The sequence below is a fragment of the Paenirhizobium selenitireducens ATCC BAA-1503 genome (assembly GCF_900492185.1).
In the GTDB taxonomy this organism is placed as follows: domain Bacteria; phylum Pseudomonadota; class Alphaproteobacteria; order Rhizobiales; family Rhizobiaceae; genus Allorhizobium; species Allorhizobium selenitireducens_A.
Genome location: NZ_UEYP01000002.1, coordinates 490,250 through 511,419 on the forward strand (window position 1 = coordinate 490,250; position 21,170 = coordinate 511,419).

Annotated in this window: 20 protein-coding genes; 14 read left to right on the top strand and 6 right to left on the bottom strand. The window is 64.6% G+C overall.

Annotation, left to right across the window (positions count from 1 at the left end; translation table 11 throughout):
* The first annotated feature begins 3 nt into the window (after positions 1–3).
* From RHIZ70P_RS06090 to RHIZ70P_RS06120, 7 genes are all read left to right on the top strand, one after another.
* Positions 4–306, top strand: a complete 303-nt coding sequence (locus tag RHIZ70P_RS06090) for a virulence factor (protein WP_115669479.1) — start codon at positions 4–6, stop codon at positions 304–306.
* Positions 299–895 carry a methylenetetrahydrofolate reductase C-terminal domain-containing protein gene (locus RHIZ70P_RS06095; RefSeq protein ID WP_181903953.1) on the top strand — a complete coding sequence of 199 codons (597 nt, stop codon included), beginning with the start codon at positions 299–301 and terminating at the stop codon, positions 893–895. The genes RHIZ70P_RS06090 and RHIZ70P_RS06095 overlap by 8 nt, the downstream gene beginning before the upstream one ends.
* A complete protein-coding gene (locus RHIZ70P_RS06100; RefSeq protein WP_115669480.1) occupies positions 892–1,995 on the top strand; it encodes a methylenetetrahydrofolate reductase in 1,104 nt (367 codons plus the stop codon). The genes RHIZ70P_RS06095 and RHIZ70P_RS06100 overlap by 4 nt, the downstream gene beginning before the upstream one ends.
* A gap of 88 nt (positions 1,996–2,083) precedes the next feature.
* Complete coding sequence (locus RHIZ70P_RS06105) at positions 2,084–3,046, top strand: methyltetrahydrofolate cobalamin methyltransferase (RefSeq protein ID WP_115669481.1); 963 nt, start codon at positions 2,084–2,086, stop codon at positions 3,044–3,046.
* Positions 3,047–3,100: 54 nt separating this feature from the next.
* Positions 3,101–3,388, top strand: a complete 288-nt coding sequence (locus RHIZ70P_RS06110; RefSeq protein WP_235842157.1) for a BrnT family toxin — start codon at positions 3,101–3,103, stop codon at positions 3,386–3,388.
* A complete protein-coding gene (locus RHIZ70P_RS06115) occupies positions 3,375–3,635 on the top strand; it encodes a CopG family antitoxin (RefSeq protein WP_115669483.1) in 261 nt (86 codons plus the stop codon). Before RHIZ70P_RS06110 ends, RHIZ70P_RS06115 begins: the two co-directional genes overlap by 14 nt.
* Positions 3,636–3,697: 62 nt before the next feature.
* Complete coding sequence (locus tag RHIZ70P_RS06120; RefSeq protein ID WP_115669484.1) at positions 3,698–5,728, top strand: ASKHA domain-containing protein; 2,031 nt, start codon at positions 3,698–3,700, stop codon at positions 5,726–5,728.
* Positions 5,729–5,801: 73 nt separating this feature from the next.
* Here the strand turns inward: RHIZ70P_RS06120 and RHIZ70P_RS06125 are convergent, their stop codons facing one another.
* Positions 5,802–6,698: a LysR family transcriptional regulator gene (locus RHIZ70P_RS06125; RefSeq protein WP_115669485.1), complete on the bottom strand. Its 897-nt coding sequence runs from the start codon at positions 6,696–6,698 to the stop codon at positions 5,802–5,804.
* A 109-nt stretch (positions 6,699–6,807) separates the two neighbouring features.
* Here RHIZ70P_RS06125 and RHIZ70P_RS22745 point away from each other — a divergent pair, with 109 nt between their 5' ends.
* The 3 genes from RHIZ70P_RS22745 to RHIZ70P_RS06135 all read left to right on the top strand — a co-directional run bounded on the left by RHIZ70P_RS22745 (position 6,808) and on the right by RHIZ70P_RS06135 (position 8,614).
* Entirely contained in the window at positions 6,808–7,029 is a 222-nt protein-coding gene (locus tag RHIZ70P_RS22745) for a hypothetical protein (protein WP_147293969.1), read from the top strand.
* A gap of 58 nt (positions 7,030–7,087) precedes the next feature.
* The gene (locus tag RHIZ70P_RS06130; protein ID WP_147293970.1) at positions 7,088–7,300 is read left to right on the top strand and encodes a hypothetical protein; all 213 of its coding nucleotides are present in this window, start codon (positions 7,088–7,090) and stop codon (positions 7,298–7,300) included.
* Positions 7,301–7,594: 294 nt separating this feature from the next.
* Positions 7,595–8,614, top strand: coding sequence for a GlxA family transcriptional regulator (locus RHIZ70P_RS06135; RefSeq protein WP_115669487.1), 1,020 nt, complete (start codon positions 7,595–7,597; stop codon positions 8,612–8,614).
* A gap of 24 nt (positions 8,615–8,638) precedes the next feature.
* Here RHIZ70P_RS06135 and RHIZ70P_RS06140 read toward each other — a convergent pair whose 3' ends face one another.
* From RHIZ70P_RS06140 to RHIZ70P_RS06150, 3 genes are all read right to left on the bottom strand, one after another.
* Positions 8,639–9,460, bottom strand: coding sequence for a sulfite exporter TauE/SafE family protein (locus tag RHIZ70P_RS06140; RefSeq protein ID WP_115669488.1), 822 nt, complete (start codon positions 9,458–9,460; stop codon positions 8,639–8,641).
* A 286-nt stretch (positions 9,461–9,746) separates the two neighbouring features.
* The gene (locus RHIZ70P_RS06145; RefSeq protein ID WP_115669489.1) at positions 9,747–10,388 is read right to left on the bottom strand and encodes a hypothetical protein; all 642 of its coding nucleotides are present in this window, start codon (positions 10,386–10,388) and stop codon (positions 9,747–9,749) included.
* 362 nt (positions 10,389–10,750) lie between these two features.
* A complete protein-coding gene (locus tag RHIZ70P_RS06150) occupies positions 10,751–12,568 on the bottom strand; it encodes a methyl-accepting chemotaxis protein (RefSeq protein ID WP_115669490.1) in 1,818 nt (605 codons plus the stop codon).
* Positions 12,569–12,792: 224 nt separating this feature from the next.
* Here RHIZ70P_RS06150 and RHIZ70P_RS06155 point away from each other — a divergent pair, with 224 nt between their 5' ends.
* Positions 12,793–13,179: an acyl-CoA thioesterase gene (locus RHIZ70P_RS06155; protein ID WP_115669491.1), complete on the top strand. Its 387-nt coding sequence runs from the start codon at positions 12,793–12,795 to the stop codon at positions 13,177–13,179.
* Between the two features lie 39 nt (positions 13,180–13,218).
* Here RHIZ70P_RS06155 and RHIZ70P_RS06160 read toward each other — a convergent pair whose 3' ends face one another.
* Positions 13,219–13,569, bottom strand: coding sequence for a DMT family protein (locus RHIZ70P_RS06160; RefSeq protein ID WP_115669538.1), 351 nt, complete (start codon positions 13,567–13,569; stop codon positions 13,219–13,221).
* A gap of 313 nt (positions 13,570–13,882) precedes the next feature.
* Between RHIZ70P_RS06160 and RHIZ70P_RS06165 the strand changes: the two genes are divergently transcribed.
* Entirely contained in the window at positions 13,883–15,877 is a 1,995-nt protein-coding gene (locus RHIZ70P_RS06165) for a putative bifunctional diguanylate cyclase/phosphodiesterase (protein WP_115669492.1), read from the top strand.
* A gap of 24 nt (positions 15,878–15,901) precedes the next feature.
* On the opposite strand, the gene RHIZ70P_RS06170 is transcribed toward RHIZ70P_RS06165, so the two are convergent.
* Complete coding sequence (locus RHIZ70P_RS06170; protein ID WP_181903954.1) at positions 15,902–16,840, bottom strand: hypothetical protein; 939 nt, start codon at positions 16,838–16,840, stop codon at positions 15,902–15,904.
* A 302-nt stretch (positions 16,841–17,142) separates the two neighbouring features.
* Between RHIZ70P_RS06170 and uvrB the strand changes: the two genes are divergently transcribed.
* Together uvrB and RHIZ70P_RS06180 are read left to right on the top strand one after the other, a co-directional pair.
* Complete coding sequence (uvrB, locus tag RHIZ70P_RS06175; protein WP_115669494.1) at positions 17,143–20,286, top strand: excinuclease ABC subunit UvrB; 3,144 nt, start codon at positions 17,143–17,145, stop codon at positions 20,284–20,286.
* Positions 20,287–20,588: 302 nt separating this feature from the next.
* Complete coding sequence (locus RHIZ70P_RS06180; protein WP_115669495.1) at positions 20,589–21,059, top strand: hypothetical protein; 471 nt, start codon at positions 20,589–20,591, stop codon at positions 21,057–21,059.
* Positions 21,060–21,170: the final 111 nt, after the last annotated feature.

The following is a 21,170-nucleotide window of genomic DNA, read 5'->3' on the forward strand; positions in this document are numbered from 1 at the left end:
GACATGGCTGACAGGATCATCGTCTACTGGCGCGACATACCCGCCCAGGTGATTGTCAAGCAGGGACGCAAAAGCGCCAAGCGCGAGTTGTCGCTGCGCTTCACCGAGGCGATCGACATGGCGGCCATGCGATCCGGCGCGGCCGAGACCGACGACTATCTCGCCGAATGGCGCAAGGGCGACCCGGTGCCGGTCGGCGACGATCTGGAGGCGGAAGCCGACAAGGCGGCGGCCGAACTCGAGGCGGGCTATGACAAGGACCGCCTGGTTTCCCTCGTCCATGCCGGAGGCCGCGATAATGGCTGACGGCAAACCCGCTCCCGGCCCCATGCCGGGCAATGCCGCCCCGGCCAAGAAGGCGACGACCGGCGCCTATACGCCCGGCAGCGTCTCGCCCAACCGGCGCGCCCGGCGCTCCTACACGATCCGTCTGTGGTCGGTCCGCCATTCGCGCTTCCTCGAATGGTTCTACGGCCGTTTCGCCAATGCCTTCCTTCTCCTTCACCCGCTGTGGAACATGCTCGGCTATGCCCGCGTCGAGCGGCCTGTGACCTTCGTCGAGCGCAACGTCAAGGGCCTACTGTTCGACTGTCGCATGTGCGGCCAGTGCGTCCTGTCCTCGACCGGCATGTCCTGCCCGATGAACTGCCCAAAACAGCTGCGCAACGGTCCCTGCGGCGGCGTGCGCGCCAACGGCAATTGCGAGGTCGAGCCCGACATGCCCTGCGTCTGGGTCCAAGCCTGGGCCGGTTCGCGCGCCATGGTCCATGGCGACGCGATCCTGAATGTGCAGAAGCCAGTCAACCAGTCGCTGCGCGAAACCTCGTCCTGGCTGCGGGTGACGGCGCAAGCCGCCGCCGCGCGCGAAACCTCCCCCTCGGAACAGAAGCCATGAGCCCCGACTTCAATCCACACGATCCTGGCGCGCCGCTCGATCCCCTGCCCGGCCATTCCTCGCGCGGCCGGCTGGAGCGCGTGCTCAGGCGCGGCGAATTCGCCGTCACCGCCGAGCTCAATCCCCCGGACAGCGCCAACCCGCAGGACGTATACGAGCGCGCCGCGGTGTTCGACGGCTGGGTCGACGGCATCAATGCCGTGGATGCGTCCGGCGCCAATTGCCACATGTCCTCGGTCGGCATTTGCGCGCTTCTGACCCGCATGGGCTATGCGCCGATCATGCAGATCGCCTGCCGCGACAAGAACCGCATCGCCATTCAGGGCGACGTGCTCGGGGCGTCTGCCATGGGCGTGCAGAACATCCTGTGCCTGACGGGCGATGGCGTGCAGGCCGGCGACCAGCCGGGCGCCAAGCCGGTCTTCGACCTCGACTGCATGTCGCTTCTGGAAACCGTGCGCACCATGCGCGACGAATCGAAATTCCTCTCGGGCCGCAAACTCTCCACGCCGCCGCACGTCTTCCTCGGAGCGGCCATCAATCCGTTCGCCCCGCCTTACGACTTCCGCCCTTACCGGCTCGCCAAGAAGATCGAGGCCGGCGCACAGTTCGTCCAGAGCCAGTACTGCTTCGACGTGCCGATGTTCCGCGAATACATGAAGAAGGTGCGCGATCTCGGCCTGCACGAAAAGTGCTTCATCCTGGTCGGCGTCGGACCGCTCGCCTCGGCCAAGACGGCCAAGTGGATCCGCTCCAACGTGCCGGGCATCCATATTCCCGACTCGGTCATCGCACGCCTCGAAGGGGCGCAGGACCAGAAGAAGGAGGGAAAACAGCTCTGTATCGACATCATCAACGAGGTGAAGGAGATCGAGGGCATTTCCGGCATGCATGTCATGGCCTACCGGCAGGAGGAATATGTCGCCGAGATCGTCCATGAATCGGGCGTTCTGAAGGGCCGCAAGCCGTGGAGGCGCGAGGCCAACCCGGCGGACGCGCTGGTTGCTGAACGGCTCGAGCATATCCGCGAGGAAAAGGTCGAGGACCAGCAGCAGATGGCTGGCCTCGCCGCCCACCTGACCCCGAAGAATTCGCACTGACCGGCCGCGCGGCGCCTCGGCCCCGCGCGCTTGCAACCCCATTATAGGCCCGCTAGACCTTGTCTGAGCGCCCGACCGGAGAACAATAATGACCCGCACCATCGTCGCATCCGCCACACGCGAAATCATCATCGGCTTCGACCAGCCGTTCTGCGTGATCGGCGAACGCATCAATCCGACCGGCCGCAAGAAGCTCGCCGCCGAAATGATCGAGGGCAATTTCGACACCGTCATCAAGGACGCGCTGGAACAGGTCGCCGCCGGCGCCACCATGCTCGACGTCAACGCCGGCGTCACCTCGGTCAACCCCAACGAGACCGAGCCGGGCCTGCTGGTCAGGACCATGGAGATCGTGCAAGGGTTGGTCGACGTGCCGCTGTCGATCGATAGCTCCGTCACCGCCGCCATCGAGGCCGCGCTGAAGGTCGCCAAGGGCCGTCCGCTGGTCAATTCGGTGACCGGCGAGGAGGAAAAGCTGGAAGCCATCCTGCCGCTCTGCAAGAAGTACGACGTGCCGGTGGTGGCCATCTCCAACGACGAGACCGGGATTTCCATGGACCCGGACGTGCGCTTCGCCGTCGCCAAGAAGATCGTCGAGCGCGCCATGGACTACGGCATCAAGCCGCATGACGTCGTCGTCGACCCGCTGGTCATGCCGATCGGCGCGCTCGGCGATGCCGGCCGCCAGGTCTTCGCGCTGCTGCATCGGCTGCGCAACGAACTCAAGGTCAACACCACCTGCGGCCTGTCGAACATCTCGTTCGGCCTGCCGCACCGCCACGGCATCAATGCCGGCTTCATTCCCATGGTCATCGGTGCCGGCATGACGTCCGCCATCATGAACCCTTGCCGCCCGCAGGAAATGGAGGCCGTGCGCGCCGCCAACGTCTTGAACGGCACGGACCCCAATTGCGGCAACTGGATCATGACCTACCGCGACCACAAGCCGGCAGAACCCGGTGCCGCCCCCTCCACCACCGCCCCCGGCGCCTCCTCCGGCCGCCGCGGCGGCCGCGCCGCCAGAGCCGGCGCGGGTGCTGCGACGGAGTGAACTGAACCGACCTTCTGTTTTACAATTGCCTATACAAATGTTTAGTGTGAGCCGATGAAGCAGATGATTTCCGGTTTCGATTGGGACGAAGGCAATTGGCCGAAATGTGCCAAGCACGGCTTGACGAAACCGGAAATCGAACAGGTCTTCGAAAACCGCCCGAGCATCTTTGCCGACCCGAGTTCCAACGAGGTTCGGTCGCGAGCGATAGGAAAGACCCAGGCCGGACGGTATATTTTTGTTGTCTTCACGCTTCGGCGGATTGCCACGGAGACCTATATCCGGCCCATCAGCGCAAGGTTCATGCATGACCGGGAGATTAGGCGTTATGAACAAGGATAAATTGAAGAAACTTCCCGTTTTGAAATCCGATGAGGAAGCAGAAGCCTTCGTCGACACCGCGGATCTGTCCGAATACGACCTTTCGGTTTTCAAGCCGGTTCAGTTCGAATTCGAGAAAAAGTCTGCGCAGTTGAACATGCGGCTGCCGCAAGCGCTTCTGGCGGCAGTCAAGGAGAAGGCGAAGGAGCGTGGCATTCCCTATACGCGCCTGATCCGGGAAGCTTTGGAACAGACAGTAGCCAAGTAGATGTCCGCTTCTCCTAAGGGGGCGGGATATGGGGCGTGGCCCTCGACGTTTGAAAGACTGAAATGACCGAAATCGACCCCCTCGTCCTCTTCATGCCGTCCGGCAAGCGCGGCCGGTTCCCGGTCGGCACGCCGGTGCTTGATGCCGCGCGCCAGCTCGGCGTCTATGTCGAGAGCGTCTGCGGCGGTCGCGCCACCTGCGGTCGCTGCCAGATCGAGGTGCAGGAGGGCAATTTCGCCAAGCATGGCATCGTCTCGTCCAACGACCACATCTCGCCGCCCGGCCCGAAGGAAAAGCGCTATGCCGAGGTGCGCACACTGCCCGAAGGTAGGCGGCTTTCCTGTTCCGCGACCATCGAGGGCGATCTCGTCGTCGACGTGCCGCAGGATGCCGTGGTCAATGCCCAGGTGGTGCGCAAGGCCGCCAGCGATCGCGTGATCGAGCGCAATCCCGCCGTCCATCTTTGCTATGTCGAGGTCGACGAGCCCGACATGCACAAGCCGCTCGGCGATCTCGACCGCATGAAGGTCATGCTGGAGAAGGACTGGGGCTATACCGACCTGCAGGTCGAGCCTTATCTGCTGCCGCAGGTGCAGAAGATCCTGCGCAAAGGCAACTGGACGGTGACCGCCGCCATCCACCGCGACAGCGACACCCAGCGCCCGACCATTATCGCGCTCTGGCCCGGCCTGCACAACGAGGCCTACGGCCTGGCCTGCGACATCGGTTCGACCACCATTGCCATGCACCTCGTCTCGCTGCTTTCCGGCCGCGTCGTCGCCTCGTCGGGCACGTCCAACCCGCAGATCCGCTTCGGCGAGGACCTGATGAGCCGCGTCTCCTATGTGATGATGAACCCGGACGGCCGGGAAGCCATGACGAAGGCGGTGCGCCACGCGGTCTCCGAACTCGTCGACCAGGTCTGCAGAGAGGGCGGCGTCGCCCGCACCGACATTCTCGATTCGGTGTTCGTCGCCAATCCGATCATGCACCACCTGTTCCTCGGTATTGACCCGACCGAGCTCGGCCAGGCGCCCTTCGCGCTCGCCGTTTCCGGTGCCGTGTCCTGCGCGGCGCGCGACATCGAGTTGTCGCTCAATCCCGGCGCCCGCACCTACCTGCTCCCCTGCATCGCCGGCCATGTCGGCGCGGATGCCGCCGGCGCGACGCTTGCCGAAGGGCCGCACCGCCAGGACCGCATGATGCTGCTGGTCGATGTCGGCACCAATGCCGAGATCGTGCTCGGTAACCGGACACGCACCGTCGCCGCCTCCTCGCCGACGGGTCCTGCCTTCGAGGGCGCCGAAATCTCCTGCGGCCAGCGCGCCGCGCCCGGCGCCATCGAACGCGTGCGCATCGACGCACAGACACTGGAACCGCGCTTCAAGGTCATCGGCGTCGAGCAGTGGTCCGACGAGGACGGCTTTGCCGAGGCCGCCGAAAAAACCGGCATTACCGGCATCTGCGGCTCGGCGATCATCGAGGTCGTTGCGGAAATGTATCTCTTCGGCGTGATCTCCACCGACGGCGTGGTGGATGGCGGCATGGCGGCGAAAAGCCCGCGCATCCTCGCGACCGGCCGCACCTTCTCCTACCTTCTGCATGACGGCGCCCAGACGATCACGGTGACGCAGAACGACGTGCGCGCCATCCAGCTCGCCAAGGCCGCCCTTTATGCCGGCATCAAGCTCCTGATGGAAAAGCTCGGCGTCGAGACGGTCGACACGATCCGCTTTGCCGGCGCCTTCGGCTCCTTCATCGATCCGAAATACGCCATGGTGCTCGGGCTTATCCCCGATTGCGAGCTTTCCGAGGTCAAGGCGGTCGGCAATGCGGCCGGCACCGGGGCACTGATGGCGCTCTTGAACCGCGGCCACCGCCGCGAGATCGAGGACACCGTCACCCGCATCGAGAAGATCGAGACGGCGCTGGAGCCGCATTTCCAGCAGCTTTTCATCGACGCCATGGCGCTGCCTAACAAGGTCGACCCCTTCCCCAGGCTCGCCGCGGCGGTGACGCTGCCGGAACGCAAGATCCTCTCGGACGGCGATGGCGAAGGCGGAGGCCGCCGGCGGCGCAGAAACAGGGAATGACACCGGGTTGCCGTTGCGCGCCCGGTCGGCCTAGGCATTTCTGCCAACGGGCAGCGCTCCCTGGCGCGATCTATCAGGCGGCGATGCCGATCATTTCGGAAAAGGCGAAGCGCACGCTGTCGGCCACCGCGCGGATGGTCTCGCTGGTCTCCGGCCCGGTCAGCAGGCGCACCTCGAACGAGCCGAGATCCGGCAGGCCCTGCTTGGAGCCGAGCGCGGTCATGTCGTCGGTCAGGTAGCTGCGCGGCAGCGGCGCGACCGCCAGATCGGCGATCACCGCGGCGCGCTGCGCCATCGTGTGGGCGGACAGATAGGCGATCCGGTAGGGGCGCTTGTCGCGGTCGAGGCGTGACAGCGCATCGGCCCGCCAGCAGCAGCCATCCTCCCAGATCGACACCGGCAGGGGATCACGCAGATGGGCCGTGCCGCACTTGGCGCCGGCCCAGACCAGCTGCTCGGTATGTATCACCTCGCCATCATGGCTCACCATGCCCGGCGCGCAATTGACCAGGGTGAGGTCCAGGCGTTGCTCCTGCAGACGGCGGCGCAACTGACCGGACGTGTCGACCGTCAGGTCGACCATGATGGCCGGATAAATCTCGGCAAAGCGGCGCAGGATGGTCGGCATGAAACGCTCGCCGATATCGTCGGGCGCGCCGAGGCGCACGACGCCCTTCATCTCCGGCATGCGGAACCGTCCGACCGCCTCGTTGGACAGCGCCAGCATGCGCCGCGCATAGGGCAGCAGCGTCTCGCCGCTCTCGGTCAGGGTGACGGAACGCGCGTCGCGCAGGAAGAGCGTCGCGCTCAGCTGCTCCTCCAGCTTCTTGATCTGCATGGAAACCGCAGACGGCGTGCGGAACACCCGGTCGGCCGCTGAGGTGAAACTACCGGTCTCGGCGATGGCGACGAAGGTGCGCAGGATATCGTTGTCGAGCAGCGGCAACGGTTGGCGGATCATCAAAGTCATCGGTGCGCATCCTTCAATAAAACTGATTTTAAGAACGATATCATCGCGTTTGATTGAATGTCAATCGAGGCGCATGCTGCAACCATCAAGAGAACACAAGGAGGCGACAATGCTGATTGCAACCCTGCTCGACATGGTGCGCCGCTGGCACGATGTCCTGCCACTGACGCCGGGCGCACGCCAAAACCTGAGAGCGCGCCGGGAACTGGCTTCCCTATCGCCCGAACTGCAACGCGATACGGCTGGCCGCCGGAGGAGTACACGGCCATCGAGCCGCACCGGACACAGCACAGAAATCGATCACTCGCATCATAAACATTCGTTTGAATGATGAATAAGAGGCGGGCAAAACATCAAGGCCAGACAGGCAACCGAAAAGGATGAAGACGATGACCCTCGTTGGTTATGACAGCCGGATCACTTTGCAGAACCGCCGTTTTCCGACGGTCGTGCACCCCATCGCCATTCTCATGACCGCAGGGCGGGCCGTGCGGCAATGGCAGGAGCGCCGGGCCAATGCCCGGGCGCTGGAAGCCCTGCCCCTCGACCTGCGCAAGGATCTCGGCTGGCCCGCCACCGACAGACCGATGCCCAGACTTTGAGACATTTGCGACACGGCCCGCCCCGCCGCGTCGCAATCGGGCCGAGCCGGGTTTTCCCCATTTCCCGGCTCGCGCCCGAAATTCCGTCGGTCTTTCAAGTTGATGCCTCAGGCGCCGCAAATGCACCGCACCTTTGCAGGTCGCAACGAGAAAACTGCGAAACGGGCGTCGCATTTTCGCCTGTCCCGCGCTATTCTGCCGTGTTCCTGAAGACACGCGTCGCATTCGGAACATCTCCATGACGCCTGCCACGCAAGGAATAGCGGAAAAACGCGGGAACACTGGGCATCACACATGAACAAGGCGCCAAACAAGAAACGTTCGCTGGTCTTCTTTCTCGTCCCCCATTTCACGCTCCTGCCCTTTGCAGGCGCGATCGAAACGCTGCGCATCGCCAACCGGATGCTCGGCTATCAGGCCTATGAATGGCGGCTTGCCTCGACCGACGGGCAGAAGGTCCATTCCTCGAGCGGCATCGCCATGGAGGTCAATTCCTCGCTCGCCGACGAGCGGCGCTACCTGTCCGGCGAAAACCGGCCGAGCATGGTGATCGTCTGTTCCGGCGTCTATGTCGAGGAGTTCCACAACAAGTCGGTCAATGCCTGGCTGCGCGAGGCCTACAACCGGGGTGCTGCCGTCGGCAGCCTCTGTACCGGCGCCCATGTGCTGGCCCAGGCCGGCCTGCTAAACGGCAAGCGTTGCGCCATCCATTGGGAAAACCTGCCGGGCTTTGCCGAGGCCTTTCCGCAGGCGGAGGTCTATGCCGACCTCTACGAGGTCGACAGCAATCTCTATACCTGCGCCGGAGGCACTGCCTCGCTCGACATGATGCTGAACCTGATCGGCCAGGATTTTGGCGAAGGCCTGGTCAACCGGGTCTGCGAGCAGCACCTGACCGACCGGGTACGTAGCCCGACCGACCGTCAGCGCCTGCCGCTCCGGGCCCGTCTCGGCGTGCAGAACTCCAAGGTCCTGTCGATCATCGAACTGATGGAAAGCAATCTCGCCGAACCGCTGACGCTCGTCGAGATCGCAGAAGATGCCGACCTGTCGCGGCGCCAGATCGAGCGCCTGTTTCGCCAGGAAATGGGCCGCTCGCCGGCCCGCTACTATCTCGAGATCCGGCTCGACCGCGCCCGCCACCTGCTGGTACAGTCGTCCATGCCGGTGGTCGAGGTGGCTGTCGCCTGCGGCTTCGTCTCCGCGTCGCACTTCTCCAAGTGTTATCGCGAAGTCTACAACCGCTCACCGCAACAGGAGCGCGCCGATCGCAAGCTGAGCATGGCGGCGATGCGCTCAGGCGCTGCCGCCTGAGGCCATCGGCTCGTGACGCGCCGCTCAGCCGTAAAGGCTGTAGAAGAAGCGGGCCGAGACGAAGATCAGGAACAGGCCGAACCCGATCTCCAGCTGGCGCTTGCTCATCGCATGGGCGATTTTCGCACCGTAGGGGGCGACGACCAGCGTTACCGGAATGATCAACGCCACGGCGATCCAGTTTATGAAGCCGGTCGACATCAGCGGCAGCCCTTCCTTGCCCCATCCGGCCCAGATATAGCCGAACAGGCCCGGCAGCGAGATCAGCACGCCGACGCCGGCCGAGGTTGCCACGGCCTGGTGGATCGGCCGGCCGTAGAGGCTCATGAAGGTATTGTTGAGCACGCCGCCGCCGATCCCCATCAGCCCGGAAAACACGCCAATGCCGGTGCCGACGACAAAGCGCAGCGGCTCGCCGGGCAGGTCGGAACCGAGATGCCAGCGCGACGAGAAGAACATCATGCGGGAAGCGAGCAGCAGCGTGATCACCGCGAAGATCAGCCGCAACGCCTCGCTCGACGCCTCGGCGGCGATCACCGCGGCAAGGATCGCCCCGAGCGGCACGGCGACGACCCAGCCCCTCAGCAACTGCATGTCGACGGCGCCCCGCCGCCGGTGGGCGGCAAACGACCTCAGCGAGGTCGGCACGATGATGGCGATCGATGTGCCCACGGCGAGATGCATGCGCACCGCGTCATCAATGCCGGCGAGCCCGAAGATCTGGTAGAAGACCGGAACCAGCACCGCCCCGCCGCCAATGCCGAACACGCCGGCGAGCAGGCCGGCCACGCCACCGGCAACCACCAGCAGGCCGGCAAACAATATCAGTTCCGAAACGGGGGGCATCACGGCCGGTCCTTCCTGGCGCGCATCGGGTTGCCGCGCCTGTCATCAATCCGTGTCGCTTCTATCCTATCGTCGGCTTCAGGCAAGGACAGGCAGCCGCAACGCGGTACGCCTGGCAAGCAAACCCCGTTCGTCAGGGCGGCAGCCTTGCCGGTTTCGACACAGTGATTTCACACAGGCATTTTCGATCAATCCCTTTGCGACCGGCGGCAATGTCCCCCGCCCCATTGCCCTGGTCAGAAAGCCGGCGTCCCGCCGGCTTTCTCCTGGGGGCGAGCCTGAACGCTTACAATTGGAGCGACGGATCGGCCACCCGCGGCGGCGACGGCGTCAAGGCCGTGGGATTGTCGGTGCCGATACCGTCGACCACCGGCTGGCTTGTTTCACCTTCGGCGATCGCCATCGGACCCTGCGGCACCATGATCTGCGCGGCGGGAGCCGGTGGCTTTGCCTCACCAAAGTCGGTCCGGTTTTCGTCGCCGATGCCGAGCTCGGCATCGATATTCACGCCTTCCGCCGGAATGGCGTGTTCAGCGGCTTGCGGCATGGGTTGCTGCGGCGCCTGCTCGCGCAAGGACGGCTGCTGGTCGGCCAATGCCATGGCTTCACCCGGCGCGGCGGGCGTTGTGACGCCACGCGGATCATTGACCCCGAGCGGATCATCATCCGACCGATTGTCGACCCCGACAAGGTTCGGCGTGTCGAGATAGTCGATCGCGTCCGTGGCGCGGTTGGCACCCACGGTCGCCGGCGCATAAGCGGCACGGGCTTCGACCGGACCGAGCAATTCCCTGTCGGCAACGCGGCCTTCCAGTTGCAGGCGCGACGAAGGCGCCGGCGGCGTCATGCCGTCGCCGTTACAAGAAAAAAGGCTGGTCGCCAAAAGGATGACCAATGCGGAACGCTGCAGAAAGATCGAGAACGCCATACCGAAACCCACTCTGCCGCCGCCGAAAGCCGGACGTCATCCGGTCCAGAGACTAACACAGGGCCGTTAAGCCTTGGTTTAGGGCCTCGATGAATCCCTTACGTGCCGGTGGCCGCCAGGCTTTTCATCCGCTCGATCCATGTTCCTGACCGGACCGCTGACCGCCATTTTGCGCTCCGGCAGCGACATCACGCTGACGCCGGACGAGACGACCCTCAGGGCGCGACGTTTTACCCTGAACGGGTCTTCGGCCGCTCTCGGCCGGCTCGGCCCCACGTGCGGCGCTCGGTGACCGCGCAAAGGACAAACGAAAGCCGGCGTGAAGTCCCGCCGGCGTCCTGTCTCATGCGCAAGGGTAGATCTCAGGCTGCGTGACGCCTGCCCGGCTGCGCGGAGGTGTCTGCCTCGAGCTTGAGCCGCGAGAGCAGTTGGCGCAAGTGCCGGCTCTCCTCCGCCAGCGTCTGGCCGGCGGCCGAGGTTTCCTCGACCATGGCGGCGTTCTGCTGGGTCATCTGGTCCATGTGGTTGACCGAGGTATTGATCTCCTGCAGGCCGGTCGCCTGTTCGCGCGAGGCCGTGGCGATGCTGTTGACGTGGTCGTTGACCTGGTTGACCAGTTTCTCGATCTCGACCAGCGCCTCGCCGGTCGAGCGCACCAGCGCAACGCCGTTGCCGACTTCGGCGGCCGAAGCGCTGATCAGTGTCTTGATTTCCTTCGCGGCATTGGCGGAACGCTGGGCGAGTTCGCGCACTTCCTGGGCAACGACCGCAAAACCGCGACCGGCCTCCCCGGCACGCGCGGCCTCGACGCCGGCGTTCAGGGCCAAGAGGTTGGTCTGGAAAGCGATCTCGTCGATCACCGAGATGATCTGGTTGATGCGCGCCGAAGAGCTTTCGATCCGACCCATGGCATCGACCGCATTGCGGACGATCTCGCCGGAGCGGTTGGCGCTCTTCTTGGTCTCGGCGACCATGTCGCGGGCCTCGTTGGCGCGTTCCGATGCGGTGCGAACCGCAACCGTGATCTCGTCGAGGGCGGCGGCGGTCTCCTCGAGGGCGGCTGCCTGCTGCTCGGTGCGGCGCGACAGATTGTTGGTCGCCTCGCTGATGTCGCCGGCGCTGTCGCTGACCACATTGCTCGTCTGATTGATCGAGCCCATGACGCTGCTGAGGGCTGCAACGGCGGCGTTGAAATCGCGGCGCAGCTTGTCATACTCGGCACCGATCTCGCCGACACTGACGGTCAGGTCGCCCTGGGCCAGCCGTTCCAGAGCGTCGCCGATCTGGTGGATCGCATGGTCCTGCCGCTCGGAAGCGGTGCGCAGAACCGTCTCGTTGTTCTGTCGCTCGGCGTCGATCTTCTGCTGCTGTTCGGCTTCGCGGCCACGCATGTCGATGCGGTCGCGCACCGAATCGCGCAAGACGATCAGGGCGTCGGCCATGCCGCCGATTTCGTCCCGGCGGTCGGCATCGACGATCTCGGTGTCGACCTTCTCCTGGGCGATCCGGCCCATGGCGCTCTTCAGGCGGGCGATCGGACCAACGACGCTGCGAACCACGGCATAGGCGCAGGAAAGGATGACGATCACGCTGGCGGCGATGATGGCACCGAACGACCAGGCATTGCTGTAGAACATCGCGGCAAGGTCGTCGGCGTAGACGCCGGTGCCGACGATCCAGCCCCAGGGCTCGAAACCGACGACGTGGGAGAACTTCAGGACCGGCGCCTCGAAGCCAGGCTTCGGCCAGTAATAGTCGACGAAGCCTTCCTTGTTGGCCTTCACGGTCTTCACGAATTCCATGAAGATGTGCTTGCCGTTCGGATCCTTGTTCTGGCTGAGGTCCTTGCCGTTCAGCTCGGGCTTGATCGGATGCATGATCATGACCGGCTGCATGTCGTTGACCCAGAGATAGCCGTCCTTGCCATAGCGCATGGCGCCGATGACCTCGAGGGCCTTGGCCTGGGCCTCCTCGCGCTTCAGCACGCCGTCCTGCTCCATCTTGTAGTATTTGGAGAAGACCGCGAGCGCCGTCTGGTCGATCGAGGCAAGGCCCGCCCGGCGCTCGTCGGCCAGCGAGTTATACGAATAGAACAGGCTGAAGGTCAGCGTCGCCACGAGCACGCAAAGCGCCAGCGCCACCAACAGATACAGCCGTATTGAAATGCTCAAATTCTTCACCGAAGGTACTCCCCCATAATTCTGATGGGAAAACGATGCCATGCGAGAATTACGAAATCGATAAAGAGCGATACCCTAAATTTAGCGGTGAGTACTTAAGTTTGAGCCCGGATTCTCCACGTCTCTCCGAGGGCGTATTGCCGGGCCCTTGGCAATTTCATAGCCTTGCCAACACTGGGCGATTCCGACTTGGATCAGGCCCCGCGAAGCAGATGGGACAGACAATGCGCAGCGCAGCAGCAACGACCGGCGAGCTCACCTTGAGGACGCTCGCCATGCCGGGTGACGCCAATGCCGCCGGCGACATCTTCGGCGGATGGGTGATGGCCCAGATGGACCTCGCCTGCGGCATCCGCGCCGCCGAGCGCGCCCGCGGCCGCGTGGTCACGGCGGCTGTCCAGGAAATGGCCTTTGCCATGCCGGTCAAGATCGGCGACACGCTGTGCGTCTATACCGACATTTCCAAGGTCGGACGCACCTCTATGACGCTCGCCGTCGAGGTGTGGGCCCAGCGGTATCTGACGCACACGATGGAGAAGGTCACGGCCGCCACATTCGTGATGGTCGCGCTCGACGATGAAGGCAAACCGACACCGGTTCCGGCGGAATAGGCCCGGCACAGGGCCTGCGCGCACCACTAGCCCGCTCGATCAGGCGCGAAAGATCAGCGCGGCGCCGCCAGCAATCATCGCGAAACCGAGGAAGTGGTTGATCGTCAGCGATTCCTTCAGCCAGAAGACCGAAAAGCCGGAAAATACCAGCAGCGTGATCACCTCCTGGATCGTCTTCAGCTGGGCCGCCGAATAGACCTGCGCACCGATGCGGTTGGCGGGCACGGCCAGACAATATTCAAAGAAGGCGATACCCCAACTGACCAGCACCACCAGGGTGAGCGCCGAGCCCTTGAATTTCAGGTGGCCATACCAGGCAAAGGTCATGAACACGTTGGACATGGCCAGCATTACGATCGGCCATACGGCGGCGGGACTGAAGGTCGGCATTGGTAATCCTTGAACGTTGATGGCGGGGACGCCGGCCTTGCGCGGCAACGGACGTTCGCGCGGCGGCGAAAACGAATCCTCCGCCGACCGGCGAACCATGCCGCATTCGCCCTTAGGCATGCAATCCGTCAGCGTGCCGACGCTGTGCGGCGCAAGGCACATTGCAACCGAAAGTGCACAAGAACCTCGCCCAATCCAGGCACCCGATAAGCGGCAATGCGGCGTTAAATGAATTTTATCATAATCATGCGAGCGTGAAGGCTCGCATCCCACTCGTTTTTCCAAAGAAGCGATTTACAATCGGATATTGCATTTGAGCCAGCAAGCAATTCCCCCCACCGCCCAGTTTCTCGCTGCCACAAGACGGGCGCAGGCGGCGCACATCGTTAGCGGTCTGGGGTCCACGCTATTCTTCAATATCACGATTTCCCTGTCGGCCGCGCTGATCGTCTTTCTCGGCTACGGCTTCTCGCAGCCCATCGCACTATGGCTGGCGGCAACCATTCTCTCGGCGGGTTACCGCGCCATGACGGCCCGCCGCCTCGCCCGGTTCAACTATATCGAGACCGACCCGGACTATGCGCTGCGTTTCATGTCGTTCGGCGCACTTCTGTCCGGGCTGATCTGGGCCTCGCTGCCCTTTTGCGTCCCCGATTTCAGCGCGGCGGGCAAGGATGCGACGATCAGCCTGATCATGGTCGGCATCTCTGCCGGCTCGATGATCCGCGGCATCGGTTATTCGCAGCTGTCGATGGCCTTTGCCGTGCCGATCCTGCTGTCGATCGTGGTGTGGCTGATCTATGTCGGCGAATCATCCTCGGCGATCATGGCGGTCGACGTCCTGGGCCTGATGATCGTCATGGTGCAGAGCAATCTGTCCGCCGAACGCGTTTTCATCAGCAACGAGATCGCCAAGCTGGAGGCGACCAATCTCGCCCAGTCGCTCGAGATCGCCAATGAGGACATCCAGCAGAAGAATCGCCGGCTCGAGGTCTTGGCCAATCGCGACACCATTACCGGTCTCGCCAACCGCATGCACTTCAATGGCAGGCTTCTGGGCGACATCGCCCGGGAAAAGACCATCGGCGGCGAAGTCGCGCTGCTGCTGATCGACCTCGACCGTTTCAAGCAGATCAACGACACCCTCGGCCACAGTGCCGGCGACGCCCTGCTCAAGGCGGTGGGCGAACGCTTAAGCAACACCGTGGGCGAAGACGGTCTGATCGCCCGGCTCGGCGGCGACGAATTCGCCATCCTCGTGTCCGGCCCCAATGCCAGATGGCGTTGCCGAGACCATGCCGAAGCCCTGCTGCAGGAAAGCCTCGCCCCGATTGCCTTCGGCGGGAGCCAGTCGGTGATCGCGCTCAGCATGGGCCTGTCGACCTTTCCCGCCCACGCTTCCACCGCCGAGGAACTGCTGGCGAGCGCCGACATGGCGCTCTACGACGCCAAGGGCAAGGGCCGCCGGCAGATCCGCGAATTCGATCCCGGCCTCAAGGCGCTCGCCGATCGCCAGAGCCTCATCGAGCAGGATATCGAGGCGGCGATCCGCAATGGGGAAGTCGAGACCTGGTTCCAGCCGCAGATCGATCTGCAAACGGGCGACATTGCCGGCTTCGAGGCCCTGGTCCGCTGGCATCACTCCAGGCTCGGCTTCGTCTCGCCGCCTGAGATCGTCGCCGCCGCCCAATCTCTCCATCTTGCCGAGAGCCTGACCGCGCATGTCGCGTCGTCGGTTTGCCGGCTGCTCGCCCGCCTGCCGGACCTCGACCTGTCGGAGGTAACGGTGGCGCTCAACGTCTCGCCGCGCGAATTCGCGCTCTATTCCGTCGCCGACATGCTGGAGCAGATCAGCGCGCAGCACGGGATCAATCCCGCCCGCCTCGAGATCGAGATCACCGAAGAGGCCATCCTGGATGCCGACGGCGCGGGCGAACAGCTGAAGCGACTGGAAAACGCCGGCTACAAGCTCGCCGTGGATGATTTCGGCGTGGGCCATTCCTCGCTCGCCTACCTGATCAGCCTGAAGGTCGACCGGCTGAAGATCGATCGGAGCTTTGCCAAGGGCGTGGCGGAATCCCGCGCCAACCAGGATCTCATCGCCGCGCTCGTCGGCCTCGGCCATGCGCTGAGGCTCGACATCGTCGTCGAGGGCGTCGAGACCGCGGAAGATGCCGCCGTGCTCGAAATGCTCGGCTGCCGCATGGCCCAGGGCTATCATTTCGCCCGGCCCATGCCGGTCGAAAGCCTCATCGCCTGGATCGCCCGCCGTGCAGAAAAGAAGGATGCCCGCAGGGCTGTCGCCTGAGACCGGCCGGCATCTTGCCTTCCGTTACATCCGGCTGACCAGCCGGGCGGTCGACACCAGGGTCACCAGATCGGCGATCATCGGCCGCACGTGGACATCGAAATCGAGCGGCGTGCCGATCGACGGCAGTTCGAAGAAGTCCTTCTGCGTCGGCACCAACAGGAAGCCGTCCTTGTGGCGAAGCGCAATGCGAATCACGCCCTCGGGCCAGGTCCCGGCCAGATAGTCGAGCGCCTTTGCCATCGCCGCCACCCGCGATCCCGCCGCCTCCGGATTGTCGGTGCGAAATTCGTGGCTGGCGTCTATGCCGTCGTCGCCGCTCTTCACCTCGCTCAGCGTTCCGTCCTCGAACAGGCTGCGGATCGCCTTCGCAAGTCGCCCCGGTCTCTTGGCCGCCAGCAGTGTGCCGGGAAAGCCGTTCTCCTGCTGAAAGGCGACGACGACGCCGGTGAAGGTGATCTGACGCTTGCTGCCATTGCCGATCGAAAGCTCGGTCTCGCACAGGGTGAAGCGGAAGCCGTCATACCGCCCCGAGAACAGATCGCGATGACGGCTGTGGGTGCGGCGCAGGAACTCATTGCCAGGCATGGGTTCGAGGAAGCGCGGCGACCCGCTGCCGGCGTAGCGCAGATCGTCGACAAAGCCGAAGACCGCCGGAAGCAGGCGGTCACGCACCGTCTGGCGAAACTGGCGCCGCGGCGCCATTGCCCGGTCGAAGAGAAAATAGCCGCTGAACAGGATCGCCACGCAGGCGAGACCGAAGGCCTCGCTGTTGCCGGCGACGACGAGCGGCCAACAGATCGCGACGGAGATAAGCGCCCAGCCGCCAAGCAGGAGCACCAGCCGGAGCCAGGTCTGCCGCGCCACCTGCGCCCGCTGTCCGTTATAGCCGTCGATTTCCGCCCTGATCCGCGCCAGCGCCTCCGGTCCCGGCATCAACCTGTCCAGCATGGCCTCCGCCATCAAAGCCTCCCGCTCCGCCGGCACCGCCCATCCGCATGGCCGGATGTTCATACTACCACCGGCAATGACCGGGGCAAAGGCGGCACTGCCGGGGGCTATGGACCACCGCGACGGCCGGGCAGCAAAGCGACAAGGCTGCCGGGCGTCAAGTTGGCGATGCGTCAGGTCCCTGCCGGTTTGCGGATCGCAGGTGACAGATCCTGTCAGCAGTGGCGGCCGGCGCAGCCCGGTCGTTGCTTTTTCGTTCCCATTTTCCGACCTTCGCCCTTCCCTTTCGTCCTGACTGTCGCCATATTCGCCGCATGGCCAAGACACCGAAAAATCCCGCCGCCCCCTCTGGTTTCGAGGAGGCTCCCCAGGCATCGTTCGAAGGCGCGCCTCTCTCCGGGACGCCCTTCGAGAGAAGCGAGAAGGATCGGCGCGTCCCGGCGAGGGAATTGTCCGGCTCCGTCGCCGACTGGGTGAAGCAGCTCGAATCGGAGGCCGAGGCCGGCGCGGTCGAGAGCCAGCGCGAACTTGCTTCCAAGGCCGGCAAGCATCGCAAGAAGATCGAGATCGAAGCCCGCAGGCAGTCGGAAAAGGTGGCGATGGCGAAATCCTCGCGCGGCACGTCGATGGGCGTGTCGTCCGATCCGAAGCGCCGCGCCGCCGCCGGGCTCAACCCGGTCGCCGGCATGGACGTGTCGCTGGAGGAGGCCGGCAATCTCGCGCCCGGCGCCGTCACCGCCACCGTCGAGGCGCTGTCCTCGCTGATCGAGAGCGGCAATCCGCTGTTCAAGGACGGCAAGATCTGGACGCCGCACCGCCCGGCCCGGCCGCAGAAATCCGAGGGCGGCATTCCGATCCGCATGGTGTCCGACTACCAGCCGGCCGGCGACCAGCCGACGGCGATCAAGGATCTCGTCGAGGGCCTGGCCAATGACGACCGCACCCAGGTCCTGCTCGGCGTCACCGGCTCGGGCAAGACCTTCACCATGGCCAAGGTGATCGAGGCCACCCAGCGCCCGGCCGTGATCCTCGCGCCCAACAAGACGCTGGCCGCCCAGCTCTATTCCGAGTTCAAGAACTTCTTCCCCGACAATGCGGTGGAATATTTCGTCTCCTATTACGACTATTACCAGCCGGAAGCCTATGTGCCGCGCTCCGACACCTTCATCGAGAAGGAATCGTCGATCAACGAACAGATCGACCGGATGCGCCATGCCGCCACCCGCGCCATCCTCGAGCGCGACGACTGCATCATCATCGCCTCGGTTTCCTGCATCTACGGTATCGGCTCGGTCGAGACCTATACGGCCATGACCTTCCAGATGAATGTCGGCGACCGCCTCGACCAGCGCCAGCTGCTCGCCGACCTCGTCGCCCAGCAGTACAAGCGGCAGGACATCAATTTCGTCCGCGGCTCGTTCCGGGTGCGCGGCGACACGATCGAGATCTTCCCCGCCCACCTGGAGGATGCCGCCTGGCGCATCTCGATGTTCGGCGACGAGATCGACGCGATCACAGAATTCGATCCGCTCACCGGCAAGAAGACCGGCGAGATGAAATCGGTGAAGATCTACGCCAATTCGCACTATGTCACGCCCCGCCCGACGCTGAACGGCGCCATCAAGTCGATCAAGGAAGAGCTAAAGCTCCGCCTCGCTGAGCTGGAAAAGGGCGGCCGACTGCTGGAGGCGCAGCGCCTGGAACAGCGCACCCGCTACGACATCGAGATGATGGAGGCGACCGGCTCCTGCGCTGGCATCGAGAACTATTCGCGCTACCTGACCGGCCGCCGCCCCGGCGAACCGCCGCCGACGCTGTTCGAATACATCCCCGACAATGCCCTTCTGTTCATCGACGAAAGCCATGTCTCGGTCTCGCAGATTGGCGGCATGTATCGCGGCGACTTCCGCCGCAAGGCGACGCTGGCCGAGTACGGCTTCCGCCTGCCGTCCTGCATGGACAACCGGCCGCTGCGCTTCGAGGAATGGGACGCCATGCGGCCGCAGACCGTCGCGGTCTCGGCCACGCCCGGCAATTGGGAAATGGAACAGGCCGGCGGCGTGTTTGCCGAACAGGTCATCCGCCCGACCGGCCTGATCGACCCGCCGGTCGAGATCCGCCCGGCCAAGAGCCAGGTCGACGACGTGCTCGGCGAGATCCGCGAGACGGCGCTGAAAGGTTACCGTACGCTGGTCACCGTGCTCACCAAGCGCATGGCCGAGGACCTCACCGAATACCTGCACGAGCAGGGCGTGCGGGTGCGCTACATGCACTCCGACATCGACACGCTGGAGCGCATCGAGATCATCCGCGACCTGCGCCTCGGCGCCTTCGACGTGCTGGTCGGCATCAACCTGTTGCGCGAGGGCCTCGACATTCCCGAATGCGGCTTCGTCGCCATCCTCGACGCCGACAAGGAAGGTTTTTTGCGCTCCGAAACGTCGCTCATCCAGACCATCGGCCGCGCGGCCAGAAACGTCGACGGCAAGGTCATCCTCTATGCCGACCAGGTCACCGGCTCGATGCAGCGCGCCATGGACGAGACGGCTCGCCGCCGCGAAAAGCAGAAGGCCTATAACGAGGCGCACGGCATCACGCCGGAATCGGTCAAGGCCCATATTTCCGACATTCTCGACTCGGTCTACGAGCGCGACCATGTGCGCGCCGACATTTCCGGCGCCAATGTCCAGGGCGGCGGCAAGGGCTTTGCCGATGGCGGCCACCTGGTCGGCGCCAACCTGCAGACCCATCTCAACGCGCTGGAAAAGCAGATGCGCGACGCCGCCGCCAACCTCGACTTCGAGACCGCCGCCCGCCTGCGCGACGAGATCAAGCGCCTCAAGGCCGTCGAACTCGCCGCCATGGACGACCCGATGGCGCGGCAAGAGGCGGCGAGCGCCGAAGGCGCGAGGGGGAACGCAAGAAGCGAGGCGAAGGCGTTGGAGGGTGGCAATGCCAAAAGCGGAGCAAAGGGCCGCCGCGAGTCGATCTCCCCCCTTGAGGGGGAGATGTCCGGCAGGACAGAGGGGGGTACCCCCGACACCGAAGCGTCCGCGGATCACCCCCCTCTGTCGGCTCCGCCGACATCTCCCCCTCAAGGGGGGAGATCGGAAACCGCCTCCTACTTCGCCAAGCCGACCCTCGACAATATGGGCCCCGGCACCGACATGCCCACCCCGCTGTTCCGGAAAAACACCCTCGACGAAATGACCGTCGGCCGCACCGAAAAGCCGGTGCCCGGCCGGCTGCCGCAGAAGCCGAAGCCCTCCTCTCCCCTGGTGGGAGAGGATAGTTCGCCCCAAGAGGCGAAGCCGATTGGCGAGGCGAACTTGGTGAGGGGGTCATCCGACCCCCGCCCGATCCTCCGCGCCAAACCCGGCGCCGGCTCCTACGAGGACGCGGGCGACCAGAAGCGCAAGACCCGCACCAAGGGCAAGACCGGCCGGCCGGGACGGTAGCCTCGAGTCTCCTTCTCCCCGTGAAAACGGGGAGAAGGTGCCCGGCAGGGCGGATGAGGGGCAAGGCCGCAGGCAGGACGGGCTCCCTCCCCTTGTGGGCAGGGTTGGGGAGGGGAAGCCCCTCGCCGCATCCGCATCCAGCCGTCGCCCCCTTGGGCACCGTCCACTGAAGGCCAGCCCCACAACAACGCCGCCCCAACACCACGGCCACTCCCGGAGCGATGCCGCACAAGCCTTGTTGCGCAATCATCGGCATCGGTGCTAGCTCCGTTGCCATGGGCTGATGGTTGAGGAGGCAGGACATGGCGGGGCATCTTCCGTCGAGCGCCTACAGGGCGCGGGAGGATGGCGGCGTGTTCTCCAGCCTGGTGCCGGTATCGGCCGCCGAACTGGACGTCCTGCGGGCATCCACGCCGGACCTCCCCGAGACGTTCTACACGTTCGCCCGTGAGATCGGCCTTGGTCAGACCCTCGACGGCGTCGCGCTCTACCTGCCCGAACCGGCCACCGCAGTTTCCAACCATACGAGCGCACTGCTCTACAACGGCGAGGCGATGCACAACCTTCAGGCCATGTTCGGCGGTCCCCCGCCGACACCGCCGGCACTGGATCTCAGCCGCGTCTACGAGTTTTGCCACACCGGCGCCAGCTGGTCCTATTGCTTCGTGCCCAACCAGGGTCCCGCCGTCTACGCGCTGGACTATGCAGGTCCCACGCTGAACGCCGACTATGAAAGCTTCGCCGACTTCATCGAGTCCCTGATCAGGCCATGATCGGACGATGAGACGGATCGGAAGATCGAACGACGCGAAACTCGCCCTCGGTTCCCGGCCGGCCGCCCTGTCTGCGTGCCTGCCCCCGCCCTGCGCCGCCCGGTCCCCGTC